Origin of the sequence: Kitasatospora purpeofusca, assembly GCF_034043715.1 — a bacterium.
GTDB classification, from domain to species: Bacteria; Actinomycetota; Actinomycetes; order Streptomycetales; family Streptomycetaceae; genus Kitasatospora; species Kitasatospora purpeofusca_A.
In genome coordinates this window covers 114,543-139,355 of sequence record NZ_JAXCLC010000001.1, presented here as the reverse complement: position 1 = coordinate 139,355, position 24,813 = coordinate 114,543, and the positions used below count along the sequence as shown (strand labels likewise).

Below are 24,813 nucleotides of genomic sequence, written 5' to 3'. Positions count from 1 at the left end.
TCGGGCCACCCCATGCCCTGCCGCGCTACCAGGCAGCAGGAAGGACCGACCGTGACGGCCCGCCGAACGGTCGAGAGCGTCGAGGACGCCCAGAACACCGGCACCGCCGGGAACCCCGGCCACCCCGGAGGCGCCGCGGGCGCCGCAGATGCCATGGGCAGCGCGGACGCGATGAGCAGCGCGGACGCGATGAGCAGCGTGGACGCGATGAGCAGCGTGGACGCCATGGGCGCCGCGGACGCCGCGAGCAGCGCGGACCCCGCGAGCGCCGCCGCGCCGGACCGGGTCGGCTACGGGACTCTGCTGCGCACCCCCGGGGCCTGGACGTTCCTGACCCCCGCGCTCCTCGCGCGGCTGCCCTACGCGATGCTCAGCATGGGAATCCTGCTGCTGGTCAAGGACACCCACGGCTCGTACGGCACCGCCAGCACGGTCGCGGCGGTCGCCGCCGTCGCCCAGGCCCTGATCGGCCCGCAGACCGGGCGGCTCGCGGACCGGTACGGCCAGGCCGCCGTGCTCGTCCCGACCGTCCTGGTGCACGCGGCCTCGGTCGGCGCGCTGATCGCGCTCGCCCTCGGGCACGCGCCGGCCTGGAGCCTGTTCCTGGCCGCCGCCCCGGCCGGTGCGAGCGTCCCGCAGATCGGCGCGATGGTGCGCGCCCGCTGGATCTCCACCTTCACCGCCGAGGGCGCCTCCGCGTCCTCGGCCGCCAAGGTGGGCACCGCCTTCGCCTTCGAGTCCGTGACCGACGAGTTCACCTTCGTCGTCGGCCCGATCCTGGCCGCCGCCGTGGCCACCTCGGTCAACCCCTCGACCGGGCTGATCGCCGAGGCCGCGCTGACCCTGGTCGGCGGTCTGGCCTTCGCGGCCCAGCGGCGCACCGCGCCCGCCCGAGTGGTGCGCCGGCCCGGCGTCCGGCAGGCCTCGGCCCTCGCCTCCCCCGGCGTCCGGCTGCTGGCCGGCACCTTCCTGGGCGTGGGCGCCGTCTTCGGCGGCCTGCAGGTCTCGGTGAACGCCTTCGCCGAATCGGTCGGCCGGCCGGGCGCCGCCGGCGCCGTCTACGGGATCTTCGCCGGCGGCTCGATGCTGGCCGGCGTGCTGTACGGCATGATCGCCTGGCGGCGGTCGGTCCAGCAGCGGATGGTCATGAGCTACGGCCTGCTGGTGCTGGGCTGCTCGACCCTGTGGCTGATGCCCGACCTGGTCTCGCTGTCGATCGCCGGGCTGGTCTGCGGCCTGGCCATCGCACCGACCCTGATCAGCGGCTACACCCTGGTCGAGACGCTGGTCGAGGACGGCGCCAAGACCGAGGCCTTCACCTGGCTCACCGGTGCGATCGGCCTGGGCCTGGCGACCGGCGCGACGGCGGCCGGGCGGCTGATCGACGCGCAGGGCCCGACGGTCGGCTTCCTGGTGCCGGTGGCCGGTGCCGGTCTCGGCCTGATCGCCCTGGTGTCCCTGCGGGCGCTGCTGGTGCCGGCCGGAACGCGCAGCACGGTGGTCACCGGCTCGGTGGAGCGCGGTACGCCCGCCGGGCTGGTGGGGGCCGTCAAGGGCTGATCCGGGGCCGGAACCGACTCATCTCACATTCGAGTCGCTGGACTGATCCATCGGAATGCCGCATCATTGAGCATCGTTAGCACTCATCAGGCGAGAGTGCCAGGAGGAAGACAAGTGCCCACGTACCAGTACCAGTGCACCGAGTGCGGCAACGGCCTGGAGGCGGTGCAGAAGTTCACCGACGAGCCGCTGACCACGTGCCCCGACTGCCAGGGACGACTCCGCAAGGTCTTCTCGGCGGTGGGTGTCGTCTTCAAGGGCTCCGGGTTCTACCGGACCGACAGCCGCTCCTCCTCCAGCAGCGCGGTGGGCTCCGGCTCGTCGTCGTCCCCTTCGTCGACGCCGTCCTCGGGCTCCTCGTCGGGCTCGTCCTCGTCGGGCTCCTCGGGTTCGTCGGGGTCCTCGGCTCCCGCCGCCAGCCCCGCTCCGGCAGCCGGCTGACCTTCGGCCGGGCCACAGCACCAGCTTTCCCGAAAGGCCCGCCGTTCCCGTTCTCCACGGGTGCGGCGGGCCTTTCGCGCGCTCTGCGGCGGGTTTTCCGGGGGTGGGTCTTCCGGGGGGCGGGGCGGGGCGGGGCTTCTCGGGGCGGTTCCTGTCAGTGCCGGCGGGTCGGTTCACCCCTGCGGGTGAGTCCCGCTGTCCACAGGCCCGGGTTGTCCACAGGTTCGGGAAAGGGAGTCCCGGTGGTCGCGCGATCGGCCCAGAGTGGGCACCGCAAGCCCGAGCCCGACCGTGGAGGTGCCCGTGAGTACCGCTTCGCCCGCCCTGTCGCCCCGTCCGCTGCCGATCCCGCCGCTCCCCGCGCCGACCGTTCCGCCCCGGCAGCCGGTGCCCTCGTTCCCGCCGATCGGGGGCCGGGCCGGTCTGCGCGGCCGGCTCCGACAGCTGCTGAGATCCGGCCCACGGGTACCGGCCGTGCTGCTCTTCGCGGTGGCGGCCGCACTCGCCCTCGGACCGGCCTGGGCGGACCCGCGCACGCCGGGAGCGGCACCGCCCGTCGGCCGAACGGGTTGTCCGGCGGAGGGGGGAGGAAATCACCCGTAACCGGCGAACGACTTCGTCGTTCACGCGGCATGAAGGGCTTCAAGGAATTCCTGCTGCGCGGAAACGTCGTCGACCTGGCCGTCGCCGTGGTCATCGGTGCGGCCTTCACCAGCATCGTCAACGCCTTCGTCAAAGGCGTGATCAATCCGATCGTCGGCGCGTTCGGGGCCAAGGACCTCGCGTCCTACAGCTCCTGCATCAAGGGGCCCTGCGAGGTGACCGCCACCGGTGAGGTCACGTCCGGAATCCTCATCCTCTGGGGCAGCGTGCTCAGCGCGGCCCTGCAGTTCCTGATCACGGCCGCCGTCGTCTACTTCTTCCTCATCCTGCCGATGACCAGGTTCACCGCCCGCCGCAAGACCCTGGCCGAGGTCCAGGCGGAGGCCGAGGCCAAGGAGGTCATGCTGCTCACCGAGATCCGCGACGCCCTGGTCACCCGCGCCGTCTGAATCCCCCCAACGGGGCCCGGCCCGGCGGTCTCCCGTCATCCTCCGGCCCGTCCCCGTGGTGGGTCAGTCCCCGTGGTGCGGCGGGCGCTGGCTCAGGTACCAGTCCAGCCCCCGTCCACCGCTCTCCCCGGCCCCGGGGCGGTCGCCCCACCCTGTGTCGGTGTCGTCCCGGGACTGCCGGTCCAGCGGGTCACCGAAGATCAGCCGGGCCTTCGCCGCCGCGTCCGCGCCGGGCTGCGCCTTCGGGGCGGCCGGATCCGGCTCGCTCCCCGTTCCGGACTCCCTGCCGGGCCCCGTGCCCGGCCGGCCGCCCGTCGTGTCCTTCGCCATCGTCTTCTCCACCACTCTCGCCGTCCCCCGCCACCGTCCACTCCTGCCCACCAAGCCTAGAAGGCCCCAGGGCCGCGGCGGGACGACGGCGGGCCCGGCGCGGACCACTCCGCACCGGACCCACCGGGCCGTACCCGTCCGCGCAGGCGCCGCCCCGCCCGCGCCACGTCCGCGTACACCTCCGCTAGGCGGCCTCGAAGCCCGCATGGTCGGCGATCTTCTTCAGCTCGGCCAGCGCGTGCTTCTCGATCTGGCGGATCCGCTCACGCGTCAGCCCGTGCTGCTTGCCCACCTCGGTGAGGGTGCGCTCGCGGCCGTCCTCCATGCCGTACCGGGAGCGGATGATCGACGCCGTCCGATCGTCCAGCCGCCCGATCAGGCCGTCCAGCTCCTCACGGCGGAGCATGACCATCACGGCGTCCTCGGGGGAGGTCGCCCCGGTGTCCTCGACCAGGTCGCCGAACTGGGTCTCGCCCTCGTCGTCGACCGCCATGTTGAGGCTGACCGGGTCGCGCGCCCAGTCCAGCACGTCCTTGATCCGGGTCTCGGTGGTGTCGAGCTCGGCCGCGATCTCGGCCGGCTCGGGCTCCCGGCCGAGCTCCTTCGACTTCTCCCGCTGCACCCGCCGGATCCGGCCCAGCTCCTCGACCAGGTGGACGGGCAGCCGGATGGTGCGCGACTGGTCGGCGATCGACCGGGTGATGGCCTGGCGGATCCACCACGTCGCGTAGGTGGAGAACTTGAAGCCCTTGGCGTAGTCGAACTTCTCGACCGCGCGGACCAGGCCGGCGTTGCCTTCCTGGATGAGGTCCAGCAGGGGCAGGCCGCTGCGCGGGTAGCGCCGGGCGACGGCGACCACCAGACGGAGGTTCGACCGGATGAATACGTCCTTGGCGCGCTCGGCGTCCTCGGCTATCGCCTCCAGCTCCTCGCGTCGCACACCCTCGGGGAGCCCGCCCTCGTCCAGCAGATGCCGGGCGTACACGCCGGCCTCGATCCGCAGCGAGAGCTCGACCTCTTCGGCGGCATCGAGCAGGGGTGTCCTGGCGATCTCGTCGAGGTACATACCGACCAGGTCGCGGTCGGCCTCGAAGTTGGTCGGGCGGGCCGCGCGAGTCCGGTCGGCCCTGTCGCGAACGACGGCACGGGTGGCCATGCTTGCTCCCTTTGCTGGTGTTGCCGAGCTCTGGCTGCCTGCCCCCAGGAGGGCACGATGTGCGGGCCCCGAGGGGCTCACACGTAACGATCCAACGAACAGATTCCGGACAACATTCCCAAGTCGCTCAGATTCTTCCAGCGATGCAGTATCCTGCGAGATTTACCCCCGATTCTGAACGGAGGGTGAGCACCCGGGCACCACGGGTGCCATTTCGGAGACCGTTCCGGCACACCCACGCACGGCCCCCGCCGGGCACAACCCCGCCGGCGCCGGGCGCGTTCCCGCGCGGACTTGCGCCGCCGCACCGGCGCACGCAGGTCCTCCGCACAAAAGATGCCAAATCGCTATCACCGCAGCGCGCGCTCGGCACAGGCGGCTGGGAAGGTGACAGCCATGCACCTGACCAACAGCTCGCCCACCATCACCGCGCGTGATCGCCACCTGCTTCGGCACGCGGCACTCGCGGTCTGTTGCGCCGGACTGTTCGCCGCCCTCGCGGCCCTGGTGCAGACCGGCTGGAGCCCGCTCGCCCGGCTCGACCGCGAACTGACCGGCGATCTGCACCGCTACGCGGCCGATCACACCGTGTGGACCGCCTCGGTACAGATGTTCTCCAACATCGGCGGGACGATCGCGATGCGCGGCGTCCTCGGCGCGGTCGCGCTCTGGCTCTGCCTGATCGGCGCCCGGACCCTGGCCGGCTGGGTGGCGGCCCAGACCCTGATCGGCTGGGGCGGCCAGTGGGTGCTGAAGCTCTCGTTCGGCCGCCACCGTCCGGCCTTCTCCGACCCGGTCTCGCACGCCGACGGCCCCGCCTTCCCCTCCGGACACGCGATGGCCTCCGCGATCACCTGTGCGGTGCTGGTCGGCCTGCTCTGGCCCCGGGCCCGCCGCGCCGGCCGGACCACCGCCTGCACGACCGCCGCACTGACCGTCCTCGCGATCGGTGCCTCCCGGGTCTTCCTCGGCCTCCACTGGACCACCGACGTCCTGGCCGGCTGGCTCGCCGCCGGCATCGTCCTCGGCGCCGTCACCGTCATCGTCGAACTCGCCCGCCCCGGCGCCCTCGCCCGCGACTTCCGCCGGGTGGACTGGCGCACCCGGCCCCGCGTCCAACGGGTCCTCGTCTCCTCCGACCGCCCGCCCCGCGGCACCGACCCCTCGGAGGACCTCGCGGAGGACCTCCCGGACGGCCCCTCCGACGACGCCCCGGCCGACGCCCCGGACGACCCCGCGGCCGGACCCGCCACCGACCCCGTCCCCGACCGGCCCGACGGCCTCCTGCGCTGAGGACCTTCCGCACCGCCGACCGACCGCCCCGACCACCGCTCACCCGGGAACACCGCGGGCCCCCTCGGTCGAAACCGAGGGGGCCCGCGCACTACGTCGTCCGCCGGAACCGGCGCTGTGCCCCAGGCAGGATTCGAACCTGCGACACCGGCTTTAGGAGCACAGGTGTCGCCGACCTGCCCTGACCTGGGCGACAGCAGCTCTGCTGCCTCGCCCCAGTTTTCACCGCCTCCGCCCGCCATTCCCTGTGATTCCCCGCCCGTCCTGGCACGGATGTGGCACGAGCCGCGACGACTGCTGGGGCTCGTGAAGCGGCCAGGCCCTCGAGAACGACCCGGCCTATCGCCCCTCGCGACGGCCGCGAACGGCCCGCTCGAAGAGAGCGCCCGACGACCGATGCGGCAGGTCTACCACCCTGACCAAGGCGAAGCCCTGATCGAGGTAGTAGCGATGGAGGCCAAGGTTCGTCTTCCAGGCGTCAAGTCGAAGGAACCGCTTACCCGCAGCCGCTGCGCGGTCGACGGCCCAGCCAAGGAGGACCGCGCCTACGTCTCGGCCCGCTGCCTTGCGTGACACCGTCATGCGATGGACGTACAACGCCTCATCGGGCCGATCCCCGGGCTCCCAGAACTCCGGGTCTGCCTGCTCGTCCACGGTGAGGGTCGCGATGGGCTCGCCGTCACAGTAAGCCAGGAAGCACTCCCCGCGTTCCATCGAGTTGATGAGCCGCTCTCGCCGAGGCGGGAACTGCCACTGATCACTCCCCCTTGAGGCAAGCCATTCGCTCGCCTCGATCAGCAGCGCCTCGACGTCCCCGAGCTGATCTCGTCGAGCGGAGCGGATTTCCAGGTCAGCTTGCGTCGGCATCCTGCGGCTCTCGTTCCTGCTCGTAGGTGATCACGTGCCGGTCGCCCGGCAGGATCGAAACAGCCACCCGAACGGGCAGGCCCTCAGCTGTGTATCCGGTGCGAACGTGCTCCGCCACCGGCGTTCCGGCGCCTAGTTCAAGGCGCTTGGCCTCCTCCGGGGTCGGCATCCTCACGTAAAGCTCGTCGATGGCCCGAACCTGGAGGTGCCCCAGCTCGGCGAGCACCTCGTTGGCGCCACGGACGATGTCTGCGGGACGCATGATCTCGGATTCCTGCACGATGCTCAGCGGGAAGTAGGAGTCGTTCAGATTGAACGGCTCACCATCCAGCCAGCGGACCCGCTGCCGCACCGCTGTGAGCGCTCCGGGCTCCAGGGTCAGGCGCTTGGCGACACTGGCCGGCGGCTCCATGATGCTGACGTCGATGCGCTGGCTGGCCTTCCGCCCATCCGCTGAGTGCTCCGTGACGAAGGCGTCCATCTCCTCCGAGTACGGCCGAGCGCGGAACTCGGCCTGCGGCCGGAAGACCATCGGCTGGCGCTCGCGAACGAAGTAGCCACGGGGCCGCGCTGAAACGATCAGCCCTTCATTGACCAGCATCCCGAGCGCCTGTCGCGCGGTACCCCGGCCTACTTCGAACTCCTCGCTCAGCTCGGCCTCGGTCGGAAGGCGGTCGCCCGCGACGAGGGCTCCGCTCACGATGCGTTGCCGGTAGACGTCTGCGATCTGCTGGTACATCGGGGGTCGCCCAGCTCGCGTGGTTGCCATGGCCCCATGAAACCGCCCGGTTGAACTCATTGTCCAGTCAATGCGAACGATGCGCTTGACGGGGCGTCATGACTAATGCCACAGTCTTCTCCGAGGGCGGCATTGTTCAGACAATGCAGACAATGAAGCCCTGACCCATCCTTGGGTCGCTCTGACCTGTGCAAATACGCCCGGAGGGGTGGGGTGACAGCCCCCCGAAGGAAGCGGCTGTTCCTTGAGAACTCAACAGAGTGTCGATCGAAAACGAGTGTCTTTGGTCCCCGATCCGTGCTGTCTGTGGCGGGTCGGGGGTCATGGCTGCTCGTGACGTGACGAGTGGTCTGGGCCCGGATGTGTCGGGGCCGCCGCGCCTTCCTTGGCCGGGCGCGCGGCGGCCCCTGGGGCCCACCTCCCAATCTGGAACGAGGTAGGTAGACCCATGAAGTCGATTGTTGCAGGGCAACGGGCCACTTCGGCCCTGGAGTTCACCGAGCTGGCGCTCGGCGTCGACAACGACCCGTTCGGGTCGCTGTTCGGCGGTGTGGCCGGCGAGAGCGTGACCGAGTGCCTGGCGCGTACGGACGTGGCCCGTGAGGTGCTGGCGGAGCTGTGGGAGTCGGACCCGGAGTCGGCGGAGATCGCCGCCGAACTGCTGCGGACCGCCCCGGTCCCGCTGGTCCGCCCGCGTACCGCCGCCCGCCGGCTGCGGTCGGGGGTGGCGGCGTGACGGCCGAGGCCCGTGCGGAGGCCGCGCGGGCGGCCGTCGCTGCCGAGGCCGCCCGGATCGCCGCCGCCGTGGCCGCCGAGGCGGCCCGCATCACCCGTGAGGCCGCCCGCCCGCTGCTCGCCGCACCGGCGGGAGAAGCGCGGTGAGCCGGGCCGGGAAGGTCTGGCTGATCTCCGGCCTGCTCGCGGTGGCCGCCATGGCCTTCCGCGTCTCGTGGAACGCACTGCGGGACGTCGCGGCGGCGATCGGGGCCGACCCGACCGCCGCCACCGTCTACCCGCTCGTGGTCGACGGCCTCATGGCGCTGGCGCTGGTCGTCGCACTCGTACTGACCGACGCGGACCGTCGGTTCGCGCTGCGGGTGCTGGCCGGGTACACGGCAGCGTCGCTGGTGCTCAACTACGTGCACGGACTCGTGCCGACTCTGCACGGTGGCGGTCGGGTCCGACTGGCCGAGTGGGCGCCCGCGCACTGGGCGCTGGTCCTGCTCGCGTCGTCGCTGCCGGTCGGGTCGATCTACTTCGGGTCGGACCTGGTGGCGAAGGTGCTGCACGCCAAGCCCAAGGCCGACAAGTCGGACCAGACCATGACGAATCGGTCGGGGTCTGAGCTGCACGAATCCGCTGCGGCCGATCCGGACCGGTCGGTGTACCGGTCGCCCGACCCCGCACCGGCCCCGGCGCCGACCACCGCACCCGCCGGGCCGACCGCCCCGCCCGCCGAGGCGGAGCCGATCGCACCGGCCCCCAAGCCGACCGCCCCGGCTGCGGCGCGGCCCCGTCGGGCGACCGGCGCGGTGCCGCAGTCGGCCCGCACGGCCCGACCCAAGCGCACGGCGGACGAGCTGCTCGCCGAGGCGCGGTCGGCAACCGCTGACTGGACCGATGCCGAACTGACGGCCGACCGGATCCGGGTGGAGCTGCGGACGTCGGCCGTCAATGCGCGGACCCTGCGCGCCACCCTCAAGGCCGACCGCGCCGAGCAGTCCGCGCCGGCCGCGCCGGCCGCCGCCGAGGCGGAGCGGCCTGCGCTGCACGCCGTGCCCGACCCCGCCCAGGAATCCGCCGGCACCGCCCCCGCGACCACTGAGGAGAAGGCATCGTGACCACGCTCGCCGCCAGCCGGGCCGACGCCGCGCACGCGCTGATGATGATGCTCACCGAACACGGGGACATCCCGCAGCCCGACGAATTCGAGCTGCACGAGCACGAGAGCGACGCCGGACACCCGGACTGGGGAGTCGTCCTGGTCGTCAACGAATCGCTCACCCGGTTCGAGCAGTGGCGCGAAGCCCTCGACCTCGACCCGCGCGACATCGCCTACCGCTCCTGCCACCACGGCGCCTGCATGAGCGCCATCGGCGAGGTCCACGGCGTGCCCGTGGAGCTGTTCGCCGTCGCCGACATCCCCGAGAAGTAGCCGTGGCCCGTCCCCGCTTCTGGGACCCGGCGGGTGAGCGGCACGGCGGCATGCCCACCTACCCGTGGCGCATGGCCCCGTCCGACCTGCTCACCCGCCGCCAGCTCCGCGCCCGGGGTCTGCGGCCCGGCGGACAGCCCGTCGCCGCTCAGATCCTCTGGCGCTCCCGCCTCACCAAGGACCCGCGCCCCGCGTACCTCTACCGCCTGGCCCTGGCCAAGCCGGTTCGGCCGATGACGCCGGGTCGCCTGCGGGCACTGGCCGCCGCCAACCGCGCGCGCCGCACTTGCGTCACCTGCGGCACGGACGCCGGTTACGTCCTGCCCGCGCACCTGGGCACCTGCCTGCCCTGCGCCGACGGCCTGCCGCTCGCGGCCTGACATCCCCCAACTTCCTTGCGCCACAGCCTCTTTGGAGAGCATCGTGACCAGCATTCGCGCTGCCCGGTTCGCCGCCGTCTACGCCCTGCTGCGGGCGTCGGCGGACGTCGCGGACCACTGGATCCAGACCGACCACCAGGCCACCACCAAGGGCCAGCACGACCACTTCAACGGGCAGTCGAGCGCCGCCGGGCGCCGGGCCTGCGCCGCGCACGTCGCCGCCTACACCGCCACGCAGGGCGCCGTCCTGCTCGCCGGAACGCGGCTGCTCGGGGTGCGGCTGCGGCCCGGCCCGCTGGCCGCCGCCCTCGCCCTGTCGGCCGTCACGCACTACGTCGCCGACCGCAGGGAGCCGCTGCGGCTGCTGGCCGGCGCGACCGGCAAGGGCGCGTTCTACGCGCTCGGGACCCCGGCGCACCCCGCGCACCCGGTCACCGGAGGCGGCTCGTACGCGCCGACGCTCGGCACCGGCGCCTACGCCCTCGACCAGGCATGGCACCACGCGTTCGAGACCGCCGCCGCCCTCATCGCCTCCGCCTGAACACCGCCGGCGCCACCGCCACCACCCAGACACCCGCCGAGACAAGGGGAAAGCCCGTGTCCGACCTGCCGTTCATCGCCTACATGACCGCGTTCCAGGTCTCCGTCAAGCACACCGCCGACTGCGAGCCGTGCCTGAACATGGAGCCCTGCCCGACCGGTGACCCGCTCCACAACGACTTCGCCGCCAAGCAGGCCGTCTGGACCTCCGAGCAGCGCGTCCAGGCCGCCAACGAGCGCCGCCGGGCCAAGCGCCGCGCCGACAGCCGCGCCCGGATCGCCCGCCACACCGCGTGGCAGCTCGTCACCTACGGCCGGTGGGAGGGCGGGCGCCCGCTCGCCACCGCCACCGACGTCGTCCGCAACGCCGACCTCATGTACGGCGGCCACCTCAAGGGCGAGTCCATCACCACCACCGAGGCCGCCGCCGCACTGGCCGCGATCCTCAAGACCGCCTGACCGGGGAGGCGCCGTGTTCGCCGCTGGTGACGAGGTGTTGATCGTGTCCTGCGAGGACGACCCGAGTGTGGTCGGTCGCACGGGCCGGATCGTGGACGGGGTTCCGCCGGGCCCGCTGACGGCCGGGCGCTGGACCGTCCACCGGATCGGCCTGATGCACGCCCCGGTTCTGTGCCACGCGCACGAGCTCAAGCGCACGGGCCGCTGACCACCTGCTCCAACCACCCGGGACGGCCGTGCTGCTTGCCGGCGTGTCCGGCCGTCCCGGGCCCCTTTCCGCACCACATCGCAGTGAGGAAGGAATTTCAGTGAACCAGCCGCACAGCACCGAGCACAGCCCCGGCGGTGGTGTGGTGGTGGACCTGGCCAAGGTCCGCGCCACCCGCACCACCGTGCCCGCCCCCAGTGAGCCGGAGGCCGCCCCCGTTCCCGCGGCTTCCCTCCCGCTGGAGGGCGTCGTCCTGCCGAAGACCACCCCCGCGCCCGCCCCCGTCGCCGACGGCGGGCCGGTGCGGGCTCCGGCGTGGGTGCGCGGGGGCCGCTCCGTGCGCGTCGTGCTCACCCACGACCGCACCCGCACCGCCACCCGCCTTGTCGTGCGCCACGGCGCCTACGTCGCGGCCGGTGGGGTGATCGCCGCGAAGCGGGCGTGGGACGGGCGCACGCTCGCCCGCTACGAGCGGATGATGCGCACGGCCGAGGCCGCCGGCCAGCACGAGGTGGCCATGGAGTGGGAGGTCCGCGCGGCGGCGTTCCGGGCCGCCCGCCACCAGCGCCGCATGGACCTGTTGAAGGCCCCGCAGCAGGCCGCCAAGGCCGCCGCGTTCGCCGTCGGCACCACGCAGGGCGCCCTGCTGCTGCTCGGCATCGTGCTGGCGATCGCCGAGCAGGACATCACCAAGGTCGTCGGGCCGACGATGACCGTGATCGAGCTGATCCGCTGGGCGGCGATCCTGATCGGGATCCTGTGGGGCCCGACCATCGTGGCGGGGCCGTTCCTGGTCCTGCTGTCGCTGTGGTCGATCGGCCGACACCGCCAGGCCGCCCCCGCGTGGACCCTGCCGGGCACGGTGAAGGACGATGCCGGGGCGCCGATCACGCCCTCGGTGGTGGTGACCGCGCTGCGGGACCTGGGTATCGCCCCGCTGCGGTCGGCGATCCGGGAGATGGGCGACGCCGGGGCCGGGATGCTCGGCCCGATCCGCATCGCCGGATGCGGGGTGGAGGTGGACGTCACCCTGCCCTCGGGCGTGTCCACGGAGGAGGTGCAGAAGCGCCGCCGCAAGCTCGCCGAGAACCTCGCCCGGCACGAACACGAGGTGTTCGTCACCATCCCCCAGGCCGCCCGCACCGTCCGGTTGTGGATCGCCGACAGCGGGGCGCTGGACGAACCGATCGGCCCCTCGCCGCTGGTGACCGACCCCGACCTGAGCGCCGACCTCTACAACGGCCGCGCCCCCTGGGGGCAGGACCTGCGCGGGGACGCCGCCGCCCTGTCCCTGCTGCAGCGCCACCTGCTGATCACCGGCCTGTCCAACCAGGGCAAGACCGCTGCCCTTCGGGCGCTGGCCCTGTGGCTGGCCCTGGACACGAGCGTGGAGTTCCGGGTCGCCGACCTCAAGGGCGCCGGCGACTGGCGGATGTTCGACGGCCTGGCGACCGTGCTGATCCAGGGGCCGACCGACGAGCACGTCATCTCCGCCACGGAGATGCTGGAGCAGGGCGTCGCGGAGATGGAGCGGCGGATCGAGTTGCTGGAGCAGTCCGGTGCCACCGACGGCGTGACCCGGGAGATGGCCCGCACCGACCCCCGGTTCCGCCCGATCGTCCTGCTGGTCGACGAAGCGCAGGTGGCGTTCATGTGCCCGGCGATCGGGGAGGACAAGCGCCCCTATGGCGGGACCAAGGCCACCAGCCGGTACTACATGGCGGCCCGAAAGCTCCACAACCAGGGCCGGGTGGTCAACGTGCTGCTGTGGCAGGGCACGCAGGACCCGACCAACGAGAACCTGCCCAAGATGGTCCGCGAGGGCGCCCACATCCGCGCGTCCCTCGTGCTCGGCACCGAGGAGCAGGCGCGCATGGCGCTCGGGGACAAGGCCGTGGACGGCGGCGCCGCCCCGCACAAGCTCCGCCAGGGCCTCGACAAGGGCACGCTGGTGGTGGCCGGTGACGGCGTGAAGCTCGCCCCCGGCCAGAGCAGCATCACCATCCGCACGCACTTCATCGCCGGCGCGCACGCCATCGAGATCGCCGGCCGGGCCAAGGCCCGCCGCGCCGGGGTCACCACCCGCTCCACCGTGGACCGCCCCGACGAGACGGATCCGCTCGCGGACGTCGCCGCCGTGCTCGGCGACGAGAAGCGCATGCGCACCCAGGAAGTCCTCTCCGGGCTGGCCGCCCGGGACCCGGGCGCCTACCGGGAGTGGACGTTCGGGGACCTCAAGACCGTGCTGGACGCGGTCGGCGCCGCCCCCTACAAGTCCGACGGACAGATGGTCGTCTCCCGCGCCAAGGTCGAATCCGCCCTCCAGCTCCGCACCGAGGACGCCGGAGCGTAACCGACGCGCCAGAGGGAGGCCGCAGGGAAGCAGGGAGTTCTCCCTGACCGCCTCCCTGAACCCCCACACCACCCCTGATCAGCCCAGATCAACGCACCAGGGAGGCAGGGAGGCAGTACCCCCGCCCCCTCAGGGGCCCCGGAAACCGGCTCTCCCGGCCCGGGGCCCCTCTCCCTCCCTGCCCAACCGCCGTCACTCTCCGCCACCAGCAACGAGAGGAGCGCCACCACGTGAACACCCCCGTTCGTGTTCGTCCGCTGGCCGCCGTCCACCTGCGCGACGCGCTCACGGCCGCCGCCGACCACCGGCCGGCCGCCGCCCTCGCGGCCCTGCTCCACATCGACCCCGAGTCCTGGACCGGCATCGAGCAGCGCGCCGCCGCCCTCGGCACTTCGGTCCTGGACCTGCTCGCCACCGCCACCCGGGAAGGCACCCGATGAGCCTCACCACCGACGCGATCACCGCCGCCGTCCTCTTCGGCCCCGGCGCCGTCCTCGGCGCCGCCACCCTCGTCTCCCGGCGCGGCGACAAGACCGACTCCGCCGCCGTCCGGCAGGTGCTCGCCGAATCCGCCGCCAACCGCGCCGCCCGCGCGGCCGGGACCAGCATCGCCCCGCCCGACGGCGGCGAAGGCATCCCCACCCCGACCGACAGCCAGCCCGTCCCGCTCGCCACGGTCCTGGCATTCCCCGGCGCCCGCCGGGCGGCGTGACCGGTCTGTGCCGACCCCGGTGCCACCTGCGCCTCGCCCCTTGCCGGGCGGGGTGCGGGCGGTGCCAGGGACGGACAGCCCGCTCCCACCCGTGATTGCCCGGGAGGGCCGCATGACCAAGCGCACTTACCTCGACCCCCGCCAGATGGGCGCCGACAACATCGCCGACGCCGCCCGCCTGTTCCTGCTCGGCGTGCGCGTCGTCCGTGCCGAAAGCCGCGGGAAGTCCACCAAGCGGCTGGAGAAGCAGGCGGACCGTATCCAGGAGGCCGCGTTCGAGCGCTGGGACGCCAAGTACGGCGCCCCCGACGAGAACTGACTCAGCCCGGAGCGGCCGGCACTCCCGGCCAAGGACAGCCCGGCCGCTCCGGTTCCCCTGCTCGCCACGACGAATCAGGAGAACCCCCAGCATGACCCCGACCGCACCGCCGCTCAAAGTCCTGGACGCCTTCTGCTGCGCGGGAGGCGCGGGATCCGGCTACGCCGCCGCCGGGTTCGACGTGACCGGCGTCGACATCGCCCCGCAGCCCAACTACCCGCACCGCTTCGTTCAGGGCGACGCCGTGGAGTACATCCGCGCCCACGGCCACGAGTACGACCTCATCCACACCAGCCCGCCGTGCCAGCACGACTGCACCCTCACCGCCGGCACCAACGCCGCCAAGCGCGACACCTACCCGGACCTGTTGGAACCCACGAGGGCCGTCCTGGACGCGGTCGGGCGCCCGTACGTGATCGAGCAGCCGCCCGGCGGAGCCTCCCGCCGAATGAGGGCGGATCTGACCCTGTGCGGGGAGATGTTCGACCTGCGCGTCATCCGGCACAGGATCTTCGAGCTGGGCGGCTGGTTCGCCCTCCAGCCCCCGCACGTCCCGCACCGGGGCCGCACGGCCGGCTACCGGCACGGGGTCCGTCACGAAGGCTGGTACTTCCAGGTCTACGGCAACGGCGGCGGCAAGGGCACCGTCGCCGAGTGGCAGGACGCCATGGGCATCCACTGGACCGCCGAACGACGGGAGTTGGCCGAGGCCATCCCCCCGGCCTACACCCACCTGATCGGCAGCCACGCCGCCGACTGGCTCGGCGCCGAGCAGGTCGCCGCGTGAACGGGCGCGTCCCCCCGCTCGCCGGGGCCGACCTGTGGCAGGCCGTGATGGCCGCCGCAGCCGGACGCTGCCAGTGCCGGGGCACCTGCGGCACCACCCACGCCAAGACTGACGGGCGGTGCGACCGCGTCCACGGCGGCTACCAGACCCGCCACGGCTGCGGCCGGGTCCGCCTGCTCGCCGCCCCGGCCGACCCGGCCGCTCTGCTGCTACCCCCGCACCGCATCGCCGCCCTGCCCAAGCGGGAGCTGGCCGCGTGGTGCGAGCGCTGCCACGACGCCACCCGCACCCGCCGGACCCGGCAGGACACCGTCCCGGCCGCCGCGCCGGACGCCCTGTTCTGACCACCTGCGCTCCACCCCGGGGCGGCCGGCACTCCCGGCCAAGGACAGCCCGCCGCCCCGGGTCCCCCTGCTCGCCACACACCAGAGGGAGACCCGCACCGCATGACCCGACACCCCGCAACCGGGCCCGACGACAACGTCGTCCCGCTCCACACCCCGGACAGCACGGTGCCCAACGACCTCCAGGCCGAACGCGCCGTCCTCGGCGCCCTGATGCTCAACCCGGCCGCGCTCGGCGACGTCGCCACCGTCATGGACGTCGGCGACTACTACCGGCCCGCCCACGAGACCATCCACCGGGCGATCCTCGACCTTGGCGAGGCGGCCGACCCGATCACCGTCACGGACGCCCTGCGCCGCTCCGGCGACCTCGGCCGGGTCGGAGGCCCCGCCTACGTCTCCGGCCTCGTGTCGGCGACCCCGACGGCGGCGAACGCCGAGTACTACGCGGCGATCGTGCGCGAGACCGCCAAGCGCCGGCGCCTGATCGAGGCGGGCACCCGCCTTGTCCAAGCGGCCAACGAGCCCGGGGCCGACGCGGATAAACTGCGGGCCGTGCTCGCCGTCCCGACCGAGCCCGAGCCCGCCACGTGGCCGGACCCGGTGCCGCTGACCGCCTCCCGCACCCTGCCCACCTTCCCGGTGGACGCGCTCCCGGGCTGGCTCAAGGACTACGTCGCCGGGGTCGCGGAGGAGTCCCAGACCCCGCCCGACATGGCCGGTACCCTCGCCCTGTCGGTGCTGGCCACCGCCGCCGGAGGCCGTGCGGTCGTCCACATCCGGGGCCGCTGGCGCGAGCCGGTGAACCTGTTCACCGTTGTCGCCCTGCCCCCGGCGAACCGCAAGAGCGCCGTCTTCGCCGCCATGACCAACCCCCTCTACACCGCCGAACGCGCCCTCGGCGACGCGGCGGCCGGACGGATCGTGGAAGCGGAACTGACCGCCCGTCTGGCCCGGGAGGTCGCCGAGACGGCCGCCGCCAAGGCCGCCAAGGCCGACGGCCCCGAGCGCGACCAGTTGGTGGCAGAGGCCATCGGCCTGGCACAGACCGCCGAGGGCATCACCGTGCCGTCGCAGCCCCGGCTGCTGGTCGACGACGCCACCCCGGAAGCCATCACCAGCCTGCTGGCCGAGCAGGGCGGGCGCCTGTCGGTCCTGTCGGCCGAGGGCGGGATCTTCGACATCATCGCCGGCCGCTACTCCGGCACCCCCAACCTCGAGGTGTTCCTCAAGGGCCACGCCGGGGACCGCCTGCGCGTCGACCGCCGCACCCGCCAGGAGTTCGTGGAGGCCCCCGCGCTGACCATGGGCCTGGCCGTGCAGCCCAGCGTGCTGGAGGACATCGCCCGGGTCCGCGGCTTCGACGGCCGGGGCCTGCTCGCCCGCTTCCTGTACTGCCTGCCCGCCTCCACGGTCGGCTCCCGCCGGATCATCACCGAACCGGTCGCCCCGCACGTCGCCGACACCTACGAGCGCCACATCACCGCCCTGACGCTCGCGCTGGCGGACTGGACCGACCCGGCCGTCCTCCAGCTCACCTCCGCCGCCGACGCCCTCCTGATCGCCTTCCAGGAGCGCCTTGAACCCCAGCTCGCCGCCCGGGGCGGGGAACTCGGCCACATCGCCAAGTGGGCGGGCAAGCTCGCCGGGACCGTCGCCCGCATCGCCGGCCTGCTGCACCTGGCCGTGCACCTCACCGACGGCCACACCAAGCCCGTCACCGAGGCCACCATGGCCGGCGCCATCGAGCTGGGCGACTACTTCACCACCCACGCCCTGAGCGTCTTCGAAGCCATGGGCGCGGACTCCACCGTCACCCGCGCCAGCGCCGTCCTGGACGTCTGCCGGGACAACCGCTGGCGCGCCGTCAGCCGCCGGGACCTGTTCACCAAGCTCAGCCGCTCCGACTTCCCCACCGCCGCCGACCTGGACCCGGCCCTCGCGCTGCTGGAGGAACACGGCTACCTCCGGCTCGAACCGGTGCCGGACCGCCCCCGCACCCGGGGCCGCAAACCCTCCCCCCGCTACGAGGTCCACCCCGCGCTGTCCGGCGACGAGTAGCCGACCCCGCCGCAGAAACCGCAGAAACCGCAGAAAGCCCCGGCACAGGCCGTGACCTGCGGGAACCCCTGCAAGATCCACTGTCGCAGAAAACCGCAGAAACTCCGCACAAATCACGGCCACCCGATCGCGCCCGCCCCGGAGCCTGCCACCGGCTCCGGGGCCGGCCCGTTCCTGCCCGAATTCTGCGGACTTTCTGCGGAATTCTGCGGAGATCACCAACCGCCGCCCCAAACCGCCAATACCGCAGCTCAGCGCCGATGAGCCCCGAATTCTGCGGATTCTGCGGTTTCTGCGGCGGCATCCCGCCCCCGCCACCGCCCAGGGAGCACAGCAGTGACCACAACACAGCTCAAGGCCCGGCTTCTCACCGTCCGGGAAGTCGCGGAGATCCTCGGCACCTGGGAGAGCAGCGGCGAGCGCTTCCCTCGCCGGCTGATCGAGGAACGCCGGATCACCTTCGTCAAGGTCGGCCGTCACGTCCGCATCCCGGAAGCCGCCGTCGCCGAGTTCATCGCCGAGAACACCGTCCAGCCCATCCGCGCCCGTCGCTCCACCAGGAACAGGACCGCCGCCTGATGACCGCCAAGAAGAACAGCCGCCGCCGCTTTGGCTCCGTCCGTCAGCTCCCGTCGGGCCGCTGGCAGGTCCGCTACCGTGACCCGCTGACCGGGGAGCTTCGGCCGGACGAGAAGACCTATGCCACCAAGACCGACGCCGAGGTTCGGCTGAGCCAGCTCGAAGCCGACATCACCCGGGAGAAGTGGGTCGACCCGGATGCCGGGAAGGTGAATTTCGGGGAGTACGCGACCAAGTGGCTCAAGGAACGCAAGCTGGAGGAGACGACCCGGGAGCGGTACGAGACGGCGCTTCGGCTGCACATCATGCCGACCCTCGGCCCGAGGTTCCTTGTGGACATCACCCCGGCCCGGGTCCGCACCTGGCGGACCCACCTCCTGGAGTCCGGCGTCGGCGAGCCCACCGTGGTCAAGGCGTACCAGATGCTGCGAGCCATGCTGAACACCGCCGTGGACGACGATGAGCTGATCCGGCGCAATCCGTGCCGGATCAAGGGCGCCGACACCTACGACGTGCCCGAGCGCCCGGTCCTGTCCGTCGCCGAGGTCTTCGCGGCCGCCGACGCCATCGCGCCCCGGTGGCGGGCGCTGGTGCTGGTGACCGCGTTCACCACGCTGCGGTTCGGCGAGCTGGCGGCGCTCCGCCGGCGCGACGTCGACTTGGACGCCCGGCTCCTGCGGGTCCGCAGGAACCAGGCTGAGCTGTACAACGGGAAGCTGTACGACAAGGCTCCGAAGAGCCGCGCGGGGTTCCGCCCGGTCGCGTTCCCCGACTCGATCGTGGACGCCCTGCGGCACCACCTGGAGCACTTCGCGGGGGCGGAGTCGGACGGCCACATGTTCATCGGGCCGCGCGGCGGTCGGCTGCGCCGGAGCAACTTCCGGGACGACTGGATCGCCGCGAAGGAGGGGGCGGGGATCCCGATGGAGGCGCATTTCCATGATCTCCGCCATACCGGGAACAACATGGCGTCGCAGAGCGGCGCGAGCACTCGGGAGCTGATGACCCGCATGGGACACAGCACCGCGCGAGCGGCGCTGATCTACCAGCACATGTCCAGCGACCGGGACCGGGCCGTCGCCGACCGGATGGACGAGATGGTGCAGCGGGAGCTGTCGAAGGGGGTCCCGCCGGAGCGTTCTGGCACGGACGTGGCACGGGGTGACCAGCAGGACTGAACGGCAAAGGCCCAGGTCGGAGGGATTCACCCTCTGGCCTGGGCCTTTTCTGCGTTTCGTGCTGTGCCCCAGGCAGGATTCGAACCTGCGACACCGGCTTTAGGAGAGCCGTGCTCTATCCCCTGAGCTACTGAGGCGGGGAAGACCGCTGACAGCCTAGCGGATCGGTGGAGAGGGTTGGACGGGGACGGGCTCGGGGCGGCGGGCCGACGGCGGGTCAGCGGGGCCGGGGGCGGCCCGATCTGCGCGAGGAGTGCCGGTTAGCCTGGGAGGACGGGACTCGACGGCCCTCGGCCCCGGGGCCGTCCGGCCGGTGGACAGAGGCGGGGGCGGCAGATGGTGGCGGGCGAGCGGTGGTACGAGAGATCCGTCCGCCGGGCGGCACGGGTGGCCGGGCCGGCGACCTGGCTGGCCCCGGCGCTCGTGATGCTGGTGGTCGGCGGCTACCGGCTGGGGACCCCCACCCTGTGGCGGGACGAGGTGGCGAGCTGGACGTCCGCCGTCCGCCCGCTCGGTGAGCTGCTGCGGATGCTGCAGCACGTCGACGCCAGCAACGGCACCTACTACGTCCTGCTGCACGGCTGGATCACGCTGTTCGGCGACTCGGCGGCGGTGCTGCGGCTGCCCTCGGTGCTGGCCATGGCGGGCGCGGCCGCGTTCACCGCGCTGACCGCCGCACGGCTGTTCGGCGGCCGGGTCGCGGGCACCTGCGCCGGACTGCTCTTCGCGACCGTGCCACTGGTCTCCCGGTACGCCCAGGAGGCCCGCTCCTACGCGCTGGTGACCTGCGCCGTCGCGGCCGCGACCTGGTTCCTGCTGCGCGCGCTGGACCGGTCGACGCCCTGGCGGTGGATCGCGTACGGCCTGGCGATGGCGGTGGCCGGCGCCGCGCACCTGGTCTCCCTGAGTGCGCTGGCCGGGCAGGCGGCGCTGGTCGCTCCGCACCTGTGGGGGGCCCGCGGTCCGGACCTGCGGCGGCTGCTCGGCCGTCTGGCGGTGGCGCTGGCCGCCCTGGTCGTGGCGGTGCTGCCGGTCGCGCTCCTCGGCCGACAGCAGTCGGAGCGGCAGCTCGGCTGGCTCGCCCGGCCGAGCGTGGACCAGTTGTGGCACTTCGGCGAGCCGCTGTTCGGCTCGGCCCGGGTGTTCCACGTCTTCCTGGTCCTGGCGGTGCTGGCCCTGGTGCTGCCCGGACGGCGCGGGCCGGCGCTGCGACTGCTGCTGCTCGCGGTGCTGCCGGTGCTGGCGGTCTGGGTGCTCTCGCGCGGCTCCACCTCGTACTTCCTCGACCGGTACCTGCTGTTCACGGTCCCCGCCTGGGCGGCGCTGGCCGGCTGCGGGGTCGGCGCCGTGTACGCGGCGGTGACGGCGGCGGCCAGGCCCGGTCGGACCAGGCCGGAGCTGCGGGCGGCGGGGCTGCTGCTCGCGGTCGGCGTGGTGGCGGTGACCGGGGCGGCGGCGCTGCCCCGGCAGTCGCTGGTGCGCTACCCCGGATCGCACGCGCAGTCCAAGGAGCCGTACCAGGAGGTGGCCCGGCTGATAGCGGCCGGCTACCGGCCCGGCGACGGGCTGGCCGTGCCGATCGGCGGCCAGGCCTGGTCGATGGTCGGCCCCGGTGTCTCCTACTACCTGCCGGACGAGGTGCGGCCGTACCCCCTGTTCATCGCGAGCGGAGCCGTGCCGGCCGGGGACCTCTTCCCGATACCGTGCCCGAAGCCCGCGGACTGCACCGGGGCCGGGACCCGCACCTGGCTGGTCGTGCTGGGCGACACCGCCGATCCACTCGCCGAGGTGCCCGTCGGCGAGGCGGCCGCCCTGCGGAGCCGGTTCGGCCCGCCGCAGCAGGTGACGCCGCTGGGCGGGATGACGCTCGCGCTGCTGGACGGGGCCGGCGCCGGTCGCTGACCCCCGCGCGGGCGCCGGCCCGCGGATCGCCGACCGGCGGGGCGCGGAGCGGCCCGGATGCGGCGCGCCGGGGCCCGGGCGACCATGGAGCACGGCGACCAGGTCGGGAGGACCGTCCGTGAGCGAGCAGCCGAGCGAGCAGCCTCCCGAGCGGCGGACACCTCGACCGGAACGTCCGTCGGCCCGGCGTACGGACCGGTGGAAGCAGCGGTCGGCGGCCCTGGCCGGTTCGGCGCGCGAGCTGCCCCAGCAGGTCCCGCTGGTGGGCCGCGCCGTGCGCCAGCTGCTCCGGGTGAACCTGCTGGACTGCGCGACCCGGCTGGCCGCGCAGGCCTTTCTGAGCGCCCTGCCCGCGCTGTTCGTGGTCGCGGTGTTCACCCCCGAGGCCGTCCGGGACGGGCTGGTGCACTCGCTGCGCAAGGAACTCGGGCTCCAGGGCGCGGCCGCGCAGTCCGTCCAGCAGCTGCTCGGGACCGCCCACCACGAGGACCCCGGTTTCGGGGCGATCGGCGCGCTGATGACCCTGCTCTCGGCGACGGCGCTGAGCCGGGCGATGCAGCGGGTCTGCGAGCGCTGCTGGGAGCTGCCCAAGTCGGGGACCAGGGTGGCGGCCTGGCGCTGGCTGGTCTGGCTGCTGGTCTGGCTGGTCTGCCTGGTGTGCCAGACCCCGGTCCGGGACGGCTTCGGCCTGGGGGCCTGGCTCGGCGTCCCGCTGACCTTCGTGGGGGCGACGGCGCTCTGGTGGTGGACCCAGCACCTCCTGCTGGGCAACCGGGTGCGCTGGCTGCCACTGCTGCCGGGGGCGCTGCTCTCCGGGGTGGCGGTGGTCGGTGTCGGGGTGGCCTCGCGGGTCTACCTGCCGAACGCGATGAACCGCAGCATCGGCCAGTTCGGTCCCTACGGCGTGGTGTTCACCGCGCTGTCCTGGCTGATCGTGGTGTTCGCCGGGGTGACGCTGGCGATCGCGCTGGGCCGGGTGGTGGCCGAGGAGGAGACCGTCGCCGAGCTGCTGGGCTCGCGCACCGAACCGGGCCGGTGGGGCGGCCCGCGCTTCTGAGCGCGGACCGCCCCGACGGCGGGCCGGACGGTGCGGCCGGACGGTCTGCACGGAGGGTGTGCCCGGACGGTGCGGCCAGGTGCGGCCGGGTGCGGCGGACCTCAGAGGGCCCGGGTCAGCCGGGCCAGGATGGACGGCGGGGCGAGGTCGGACTTCAGCACGACCGGTACCTCGACCTTGTTGGCGCCCTCACCGGACCGCAGCACACCGACCTGGGTCCCGGCCGTCACCCGGTGCCCGACCTTCAGCGGGTCCAGCACCAGGGTGCCGGTGATGCCGGGGAAGCCGGCCACCGAGAGGTCCTGCGCGGCGACGACCGGGACTGACCCGCCGAGGCCGTCGTCGACCCGGCCGACCACGTCGCCCTGCTTGGCCAGGGTCTGACCGGTGAGCCCGTTCTGGGCCGCCTGGATCTGCTTGGCGCTGACGCCCTGCACCACCTTGAGGATGCTGGGCTCGGCGGTGGTCGCCGGCTGGCCCAGGGTGACGCCGAGGATCAGCCGCCGCACACCGGCGACGTCCTTGAACGCGGCCCACATCAGGCAGCCGCCGGCCGGGGTGCTGGAGCCGGTCTTGACGCCGATGATGCCGTTCTTGGGCGAGATCAGCGTGTTGGTGTTGGAGATCTTCTGGTTGTTGAAGGTGGTGTCCGGGGTCGACACGATCTGCCGGAAGACCTCGTCCTGCATCACCTGCTCGGCCAGCTTCAGCTGGTCCTTGGCCGTGCTCCTGGTCTCGGCGTTGAAGCCGGCCGGGTCGGTGTAGGTGGTGTTGGCCATGCCGAACCCGGCCGCGGTGTCGTTCATCTTCTTGACGAACGCCTCCTCCGATCCGGCGTCCCAGCGCGCCAGCAGCCGGGCCACGTTGTTGGCGGAGGGCAGCATCAGCAGCTCCAGCGCCTGGTACTGGCTGAGCTGCTGCCCCTCGGTCAGGGTGACCCGGGACTCGTCGACGTTGCCGGACTCCTGGGCGGCCTGCTTGTCGACGGTGATCTTCGGACCGCCCTCGCCCTTCTTCAGCGGGTGCGCCTGGAGGATGAGGTAGGCGTTCATGACCTTGGTGACACTGGCGATCGAGGCCGGTGTCTCCGGGCCCGAGCTGCCCAGGCTGCCGATCCCGACCACCCCGGCGGCCGACTGGCCCTTGGCGGGCCAGGCCAGGTCGAGCGGGTCGCCGGGGAAGCCGAAGCCGCCGGCGGCGGTCATCCGCACCTTGGTGTCCGGCAGCGGGCGGAGCAGTTGGGCGGTGACCATCGCGCCGAGGACGACGGCGAGGAAAACCGTCCAGATGGTGATCCGCTTGAGCGCGCGGCGCAGCGGCGAGACCGGTCGGCCGTTGAGCGTGGCCAGCACGTCCATCGCCTCGGAGGTGGACTCCGGGAAGGGCAGTGGCGCGGGTTCGGGCAGGGGCAGCGGTTCGGGGGCGGGGACCGGCTTCGGGGCCGGCCCGGACTCGGGCTCGGGCTTCGGGACCGGCTCGGGGACCGGCGTCGGGGCGGGCGGCTTCGGGGCGGTGTCGGCGGCGGCGGGGAGGCGCAGCATCCGGGTCCGTTCGGTGTCCTCCCGCTTCTCGAACTTCTCGGCCCGCACGGCCGGGGCGGCCGGTTCCGCCGGTTCGGCCGTCGCCGGGGACACGGACGCGGACGCCGGCTGCCCGTCTACGTCCGCGTCGCTCCCGGCGGGTTCCGCTTCGGTCTCGGCCTCGGCCTCGGTCTCGGTCTCGGTGCGACCGGTGGACCCGGCCGCCGCCGTCGGCGGTGTCCGAATGGCGAGACGGGGGTCGGCGCCGGTAGGGCGGTCCGGGGTGTCGGACCCGGCCCCGGCGGCCCCCTCCGCCCGCTCGGCCGAACCGATCGCGGTGGCCCCGGACGGCCTGCGCGACTCCTTCGGCAGGCGGAGTGCGGTGGTGGCGTCGTCCGACGGCAGGCGCAGCGCCGTGGTCGCGTCGTCCGACGGCATCCGCAGCGCGGTGGTCGCCTGGTCCACGGGCATCCGCAGCGCGGTCGTCCGGGTGTCCGAATCCCGGACGCGCAGCTGCACCGTGGCGGGCTTGGCGGGCCGACCCGACCCGCCGTCGGCGGAGTCCGGGACGCCGTCCGAGTCGCCGGACGGGGCGTCGGCGGTCGGGGCGTCGACGGCCTCCGCAGCCTCGGCGGCGGCGCCCGGCTCCGGCTCCGCCGCCCCGTCCGCCGCCGGCCCGGCCTGCTCCTCGGACGCGGCGGACCCGGCCGGTTCGCCGTCCCGCTCCCGCGCCCGATCGCCGTCCCGCAGCACCCTGTCGGGGGACTCGCCCACGTAACCCAGCCTCCTCAACGCCCGGCGGGGCACCGGCCGACCCGATT

The 24,813-nt window shown here is 73.3% G+C and carries 28 protein-coding genes and 1 tRNA gene; 23 read left to right on the top strand and 6 right to left on the bottom strand.

Annotated elements, in window-relative coordinates; translation table 11 throughout:
* Positions 1–225 precede the first annotated feature (225 nt).
* The 3 genes from SM793_RS00675 to mscL all read left to right on the top strand — a co-directional run bounded on the left by SM793_RS00675 (position 226) and on the right by mscL (position 3,053).
* Positions 226–1,560 carry an MFS transporter gene (locus SM793_RS00675; protein ID WP_320436071.1) on the top strand — a complete coding sequence of 445 codons (1,335 nt, stop codon included), beginning with the start codon at positions 226–228 and terminating at the stop codon, positions 1,558–1,560.
* 114 nt (positions 1,561–1,674) lie between these two features.
* Positions 1,675–2,001, top strand: coding sequence for an FmdB family zinc ribbon protein (locus tag SM793_RS00670; protein ID WP_320435962.1), 327 nt, complete (start codon positions 1,675–1,677; stop codon positions 1,999–2,001).
* Between the two features lie 632 nt (positions 2,002–2,633).
* On the top strand, positions 2,634–3,053 hold the full coding sequence (gene mscL / locus SM793_RS00665) for a large conductance mechanosensitive channel protein MscL (protein ID WP_320435961.1): 420 nt from the start codon (positions 2,634–2,636) through the stop codon (positions 3,051–3,053).
* 63 nt (positions 3,054–3,116) lie between these two features.
* On the opposite strand, the gene SM793_RS00660 is transcribed toward mscL, so the two are convergent.
* Positions 3,117–3,383: a hypothetical protein gene (locus tag SM793_RS00660; protein ID WP_320435960.1), complete on the bottom strand. Its 267-nt coding sequence runs from the start codon at positions 3,381–3,383 to the stop codon at positions 3,117–3,119.
* 184 nt (positions 3,384–3,567) lie between these two features.
* Positions 3,568–4,539: a sigma-70 family RNA polymerase sigma factor gene (locus SM793_RS00655; RefSeq protein WP_320435959.1), complete on the bottom strand. Its 972-nt coding sequence runs from the start codon at positions 4,537–4,539 to the stop codon at positions 3,568–3,570.
* 396 nt (positions 4,540–4,935) lie between these two features.
* Here SM793_RS00655 and SM793_RS00650 point away from each other — a divergent pair, with 396 nt between their 5' ends.
* On the top strand, positions 4,936–5,832 hold the full coding sequence (locus tag SM793_RS00650) for a phosphatase PAP2 family protein (RefSeq protein ID WP_320435958.1): 897 nt from the start codon (positions 4,936–4,938) through the stop codon (positions 5,830–5,832).
* 339 nt (positions 5,833–6,171) lie between these two features.
* Here SM793_RS00650 and SM793_RS00645 read toward each other — a convergent pair whose 3' ends face one another.
* Both SM793_RS00645 and SM793_RS00640 read right to left on the bottom strand, forming a co-directional pair.
* Positions 6,172–6,699 (bottom strand): GNAT family N-acetyltransferase, encoded by a 528-nt coding sequence (locus SM793_RS00645; RefSeq protein WP_320435957.1) that lies wholly within the window; start codon positions 6,697–6,699, stop codon positions 6,172–6,174.
* Positions 6,683–7,438, bottom strand: a complete 756-nt coding sequence (locus tag SM793_RS00640) for a GntR family transcriptional regulator (protein WP_320435956.1) — start codon at positions 7,436–7,438, stop codon at positions 6,683–6,685. The genes SM793_RS00645 and SM793_RS00640 overlap by 17 nt, the downstream gene beginning before the upstream one ends.
* 448 nt (positions 7,439–7,886) lie before the next feature.
* Here SM793_RS00640 and SM793_RS00635 point away from each other — a divergent pair, with 448 nt between their 5' ends.
* The 17 genes from SM793_RS00635 to SM793_RS00555 all read left to right on the top strand — a co-directional run bounded on the left by SM793_RS00635 (position 7,887) and on the right by SM793_RS00555 (position 19,513).
* The gene (locus SM793_RS00635) at positions 7,887–8,174 is read left to right on the top strand and encodes a hypothetical protein (protein WP_320435955.1); all 288 of its coding nucleotides are present in this window, start codon (positions 7,887–7,889) and stop codon (positions 8,172–8,174) included.
* Positions 8,171–8,320 carry a hypothetical protein gene (locus SM793_RS00630; RefSeq protein WP_320435954.1) on the top strand — a complete coding sequence of 50 codons (150 nt, stop codon included), beginning with the start codon at positions 8,171–8,173 and terminating at the stop codon, positions 8,318–8,320. Before SM793_RS00635 ends, SM793_RS00630 begins: the two co-directional genes overlap by 4 nt.
* Positions 8,317–9,279, top strand: coding sequence for a DUF2637 domain-containing protein (locus SM793_RS00625; protein ID WP_320435953.1), 963 nt, complete (start codon positions 8,317–8,319; stop codon positions 9,277–9,279). Before SM793_RS00630 ends, SM793_RS00625 begins: the two co-directional genes overlap by 4 nt.
* Complete coding sequence (locus tag SM793_RS00620; RefSeq protein ID WP_320435952.1) at positions 9,276–9,593, top strand: hypothetical protein; 318 nt, start codon at positions 9,276–9,278, stop codon at positions 9,591–9,593. The genes SM793_RS00625 and SM793_RS00620 overlap by 4 nt, the downstream gene beginning before the upstream one ends.
* Positions 9,594–9,643: 50 nt before the next feature.
* The gene (locus SM793_RS00615) at positions 9,644–9,973 is read left to right on the top strand and encodes an RRQRL motif-containing zinc-binding protein (RefSeq protein ID WP_320436070.1); all 330 of its coding nucleotides are present in this window, start codon (positions 9,644–9,646) and stop codon (positions 9,971–9,973) included.
* 43 nt (positions 9,974–10,016) lie between these two features.
* Complete coding sequence (locus tag SM793_RS00610; RefSeq protein WP_320435951.1) at positions 10,017–10,514, top strand: transcriptional regulator; 498 nt, start codon at positions 10,017–10,019, stop codon at positions 10,512–10,514.
* A gap of 56 nt (positions 10,515–10,570) precedes the next feature.
* Positions 10,571–10,972 (top strand): hypothetical protein, encoded by a 402-nt coding sequence (locus SM793_RS00605; RefSeq protein WP_320435950.1) that lies wholly within the window; start codon positions 10,571–10,573, stop codon positions 10,970–10,972.
* Positions 10,973–10,985: 13 nt separating this feature from the next.
* The gene (locus tag SM793_RS00600; RefSeq protein WP_320435949.1) at positions 10,986–11,180 is read left to right on the top strand and encodes a hypothetical protein; all 195 of its coding nucleotides are present in this window, start codon (positions 10,986–10,988) and stop codon (positions 11,178–11,180) included.
* A gap of 253 nt (positions 11,181–11,433) precedes the next feature.
* Positions 11,434–13,533 (top strand): FtsK/SpoIIIE domain-containing protein, encoded by a 2,100-nt coding sequence (locus SM793_RS00595; protein ID WP_413815844.1) that lies wholly within the window; start codon positions 11,434–11,436, stop codon positions 13,531–13,533.
* Positions 13,534–13,763: 230 nt separating this feature from the next.
* Positions 13,764–13,973, top strand: a complete 210-nt coding sequence (locus tag SM793_RS00590) for a hypothetical protein (protein ID WP_320435948.1) — start codon at positions 13,764–13,766, stop codon at positions 13,971–13,973.
* Entirely contained in the window at positions 13,970–14,245 is a 276-nt protein-coding gene (locus SM793_RS00585; RefSeq protein ID WP_320435947.1) for a hypothetical protein, read from the top strand. The genes SM793_RS00590 and SM793_RS00585 overlap by 4 nt, the downstream gene beginning before the upstream one ends.
* Positions 14,246–14,357: 112 nt before the next feature.
* Positions 14,358–14,564: a hypothetical protein gene (locus tag SM793_RS00580; protein WP_320435946.1), complete on the top strand. Its 207-nt coding sequence runs from the start codon at positions 14,358–14,360 to the stop codon at positions 14,562–14,564.
* A 91-nt stretch (positions 14,565–14,655) separates the two neighbouring features.
* The gene (locus SM793_RS00575) at positions 14,656–15,351 is read left to right on the top strand and encodes a DNA methylase (protein WP_320435945.1); all 696 of its coding nucleotides are present in this window, start codon (positions 14,656–14,658) and stop codon (positions 15,349–15,351) included.
* Positions 15,348–15,695: a hypothetical protein gene (locus SM793_RS00570; RefSeq protein ID WP_320435944.1), complete on the top strand. Its 348-nt coding sequence runs from the start codon at positions 15,348–15,350 to the stop codon at positions 15,693–15,695. The genes SM793_RS00575 and SM793_RS00570 overlap by 4 nt, the downstream gene beginning before the upstream one ends.
* 102 nt (positions 15,696–15,797) lie before the next feature.
* A complete protein-coding gene (locus SM793_RS00565; protein ID WP_320435943.1) occupies positions 15,798–17,756 on the top strand; it encodes a DUF3987 domain-containing protein in 1,959 nt (652 codons plus the stop codon).
* A gap of 336 nt (positions 17,757–18,092) precedes the next feature.
* Entirely contained in the window at positions 18,093–18,335 is a 243-nt protein-coding gene (locus tag SM793_RS00560; RefSeq protein WP_320435942.1) for an excisionase family DNA-binding protein, read from the top strand.
* On the top strand, positions 18,335–19,513 hold the full coding sequence (locus SM793_RS00555; protein WP_320435941.1) for a site-specific integrase: 1,179 nt from the start codon (positions 18,335–18,337) through the stop codon (positions 19,511–19,513). Before SM793_RS00560 ends, SM793_RS00555 begins: the two co-directional genes overlap by 1 nt.
* A 64-nt stretch (positions 19,514–19,577) precedes the next feature.
* Here SM793_RS00555 and SM793_RS00550 read toward each other — a convergent pair.
* Positions 19,578–19,650: transfer RNA gene (locus tag SM793_RS00550), tRNA-Arg, on the bottom strand.
* Between the two features lie 199 nt (positions 19,651–19,849).
* Between SM793_RS00550 and SM793_RS00545 the strand changes: the two genes are divergently transcribed.
* Together SM793_RS00545 and SM793_RS00540 are read left to right on the top strand one after the other, a co-directional pair.
* The gene (locus SM793_RS00545) at positions 19,850–21,415 is read left to right on the top strand and encodes a glycosyltransferase family 39 protein (RefSeq protein WP_320435940.1); all 1,566 of its coding nucleotides are present in this window, start codon (positions 19,850–19,852) and stop codon (positions 21,413–21,415) included.
* Between the two features lie 118 nt (positions 21,416–21,533).
* Entirely contained in the window at positions 21,534–22,472 is a 939-nt protein-coding gene (locus tag SM793_RS00540; RefSeq protein WP_320435939.1) for a YhjD/YihY/BrkB family envelope integrity protein, read from the top strand.
* Between the two features lie 101 nt (positions 22,473–22,573).
* Here SM793_RS00540 and SM793_RS00535 read toward each other — a convergent pair whose 3' ends face one another.
* Positions 22,574–24,766 (bottom strand): D-alanyl-D-alanine carboxypeptidase, encoded by a 2,193-nt coding sequence (locus SM793_RS00535; protein WP_320435938.1) that lies wholly within the window; start codon positions 24,764–24,766, stop codon positions 22,574–22,576.
* Positions 24,767–24,813: the final 47 nt, after the last annotated feature.

Bases quoted from the DNA above. Each gene is read 5' to 3' on its own strand.
- SM793_RS00675 (WP_320436071.1), top strand. From the start codon at position 226: ATGGGCGCCGCGGACGCCGCGAGCAGCGCGGACCCCGCGAGCGCCGCC.
- mscL (WP_320435961.1), top strand. From the start codon at position 2,634: ATGAAGGGCTTCAAGGAATTCCTGCTGCGCGGAAACGTCGTCGACCTG.
- SM793_RS00660 (WP_320435960.1), bottom strand. From the start codon at position 3,383: ATGGCGAAGGACACGACGGGCGGCCGGCCGGGCACGGGGCCCGGCAGG.
- SM793_RS00655 (WP_320435959.1), bottom strand. From the start codon at position 4,539: ATGGCCACCCGTGCCGTCGTTCGCGACAGGGCCGACCGGACTCGCGCG.
- SM793_RS00650 (WP_320435958.1), top strand. From the start codon at position 4,936: ATGCACCTGACCAACAGCTCGCCCACCATCACCGCGCGTGATCGCCAC.
- SM793_RS00645 (WP_320435957.1), bottom strand. From the start codon at position 6,699: ATGCCGACGCAAGCTGACCTGGAAATCCGCTCCGCTCGACGAGATCAG.
- SM793_RS00640 (WP_320435956.1), bottom strand. From the start codon at position 7,438: ATGTACCAGCAGATCGCAGACGTCTACCGGCAACGCATCGTGAGCGGA.
- SM793_RS00635 (WP_320435955.1), top strand. From the start codon at position 7,887: ATGAAGTCGATTGTTGCAGGGCAACGGGCCACTTCGGCCCTGGAGTTC.
- SM793_RS00615 (WP_320436070.1), top strand. From the start codon at position 9,644: ATGCCCACCTACCCGTGGCGCATGGCCCCGTCCGACCTGCTCACCCGC.
- SM793_RS00585 (WP_320435947.1), top strand. From the start codon at position 13,970: ATGAGCCTCACCACCGACGCGATCACCGCCGCCGTCCTCTTCGGCCCC.
- SM793_RS00580 (WP_320435946.1), top strand. From the start codon at position 14,358: ATGACCAAGCGCACTTACCTCGACCCCCGCCAGATGGGCGCCGACAAC.
- SM793_RS00575 (WP_320435945.1), top strand. From the start codon at position 14,656: ATGACCCCGACCGCACCGCCGCTCAAAGTCCTGGACGCCTTCTGCTGC.
- SM793_RS00565 (WP_320435943.1), top strand. From the start codon at position 15,798: ATGACCCGACACCCCGCAACCGGGCCCGACGACAACGTCGTCCCGCTC.
- SM793_RS00555 (WP_320435941.1), top strand. From the start codon at position 18,335: ATGACCGCCAAGAAGAACAGCCGCCGCCGCTTTGGCTCCGTCCGTCAG.
- SM793_RS00545 (WP_320435940.1), top strand. From the start codon at position 19,850: ATGGTGGCGGGCGAGCGGTGGTACGAGAGATCCGTCCGCCGGGCGGCA.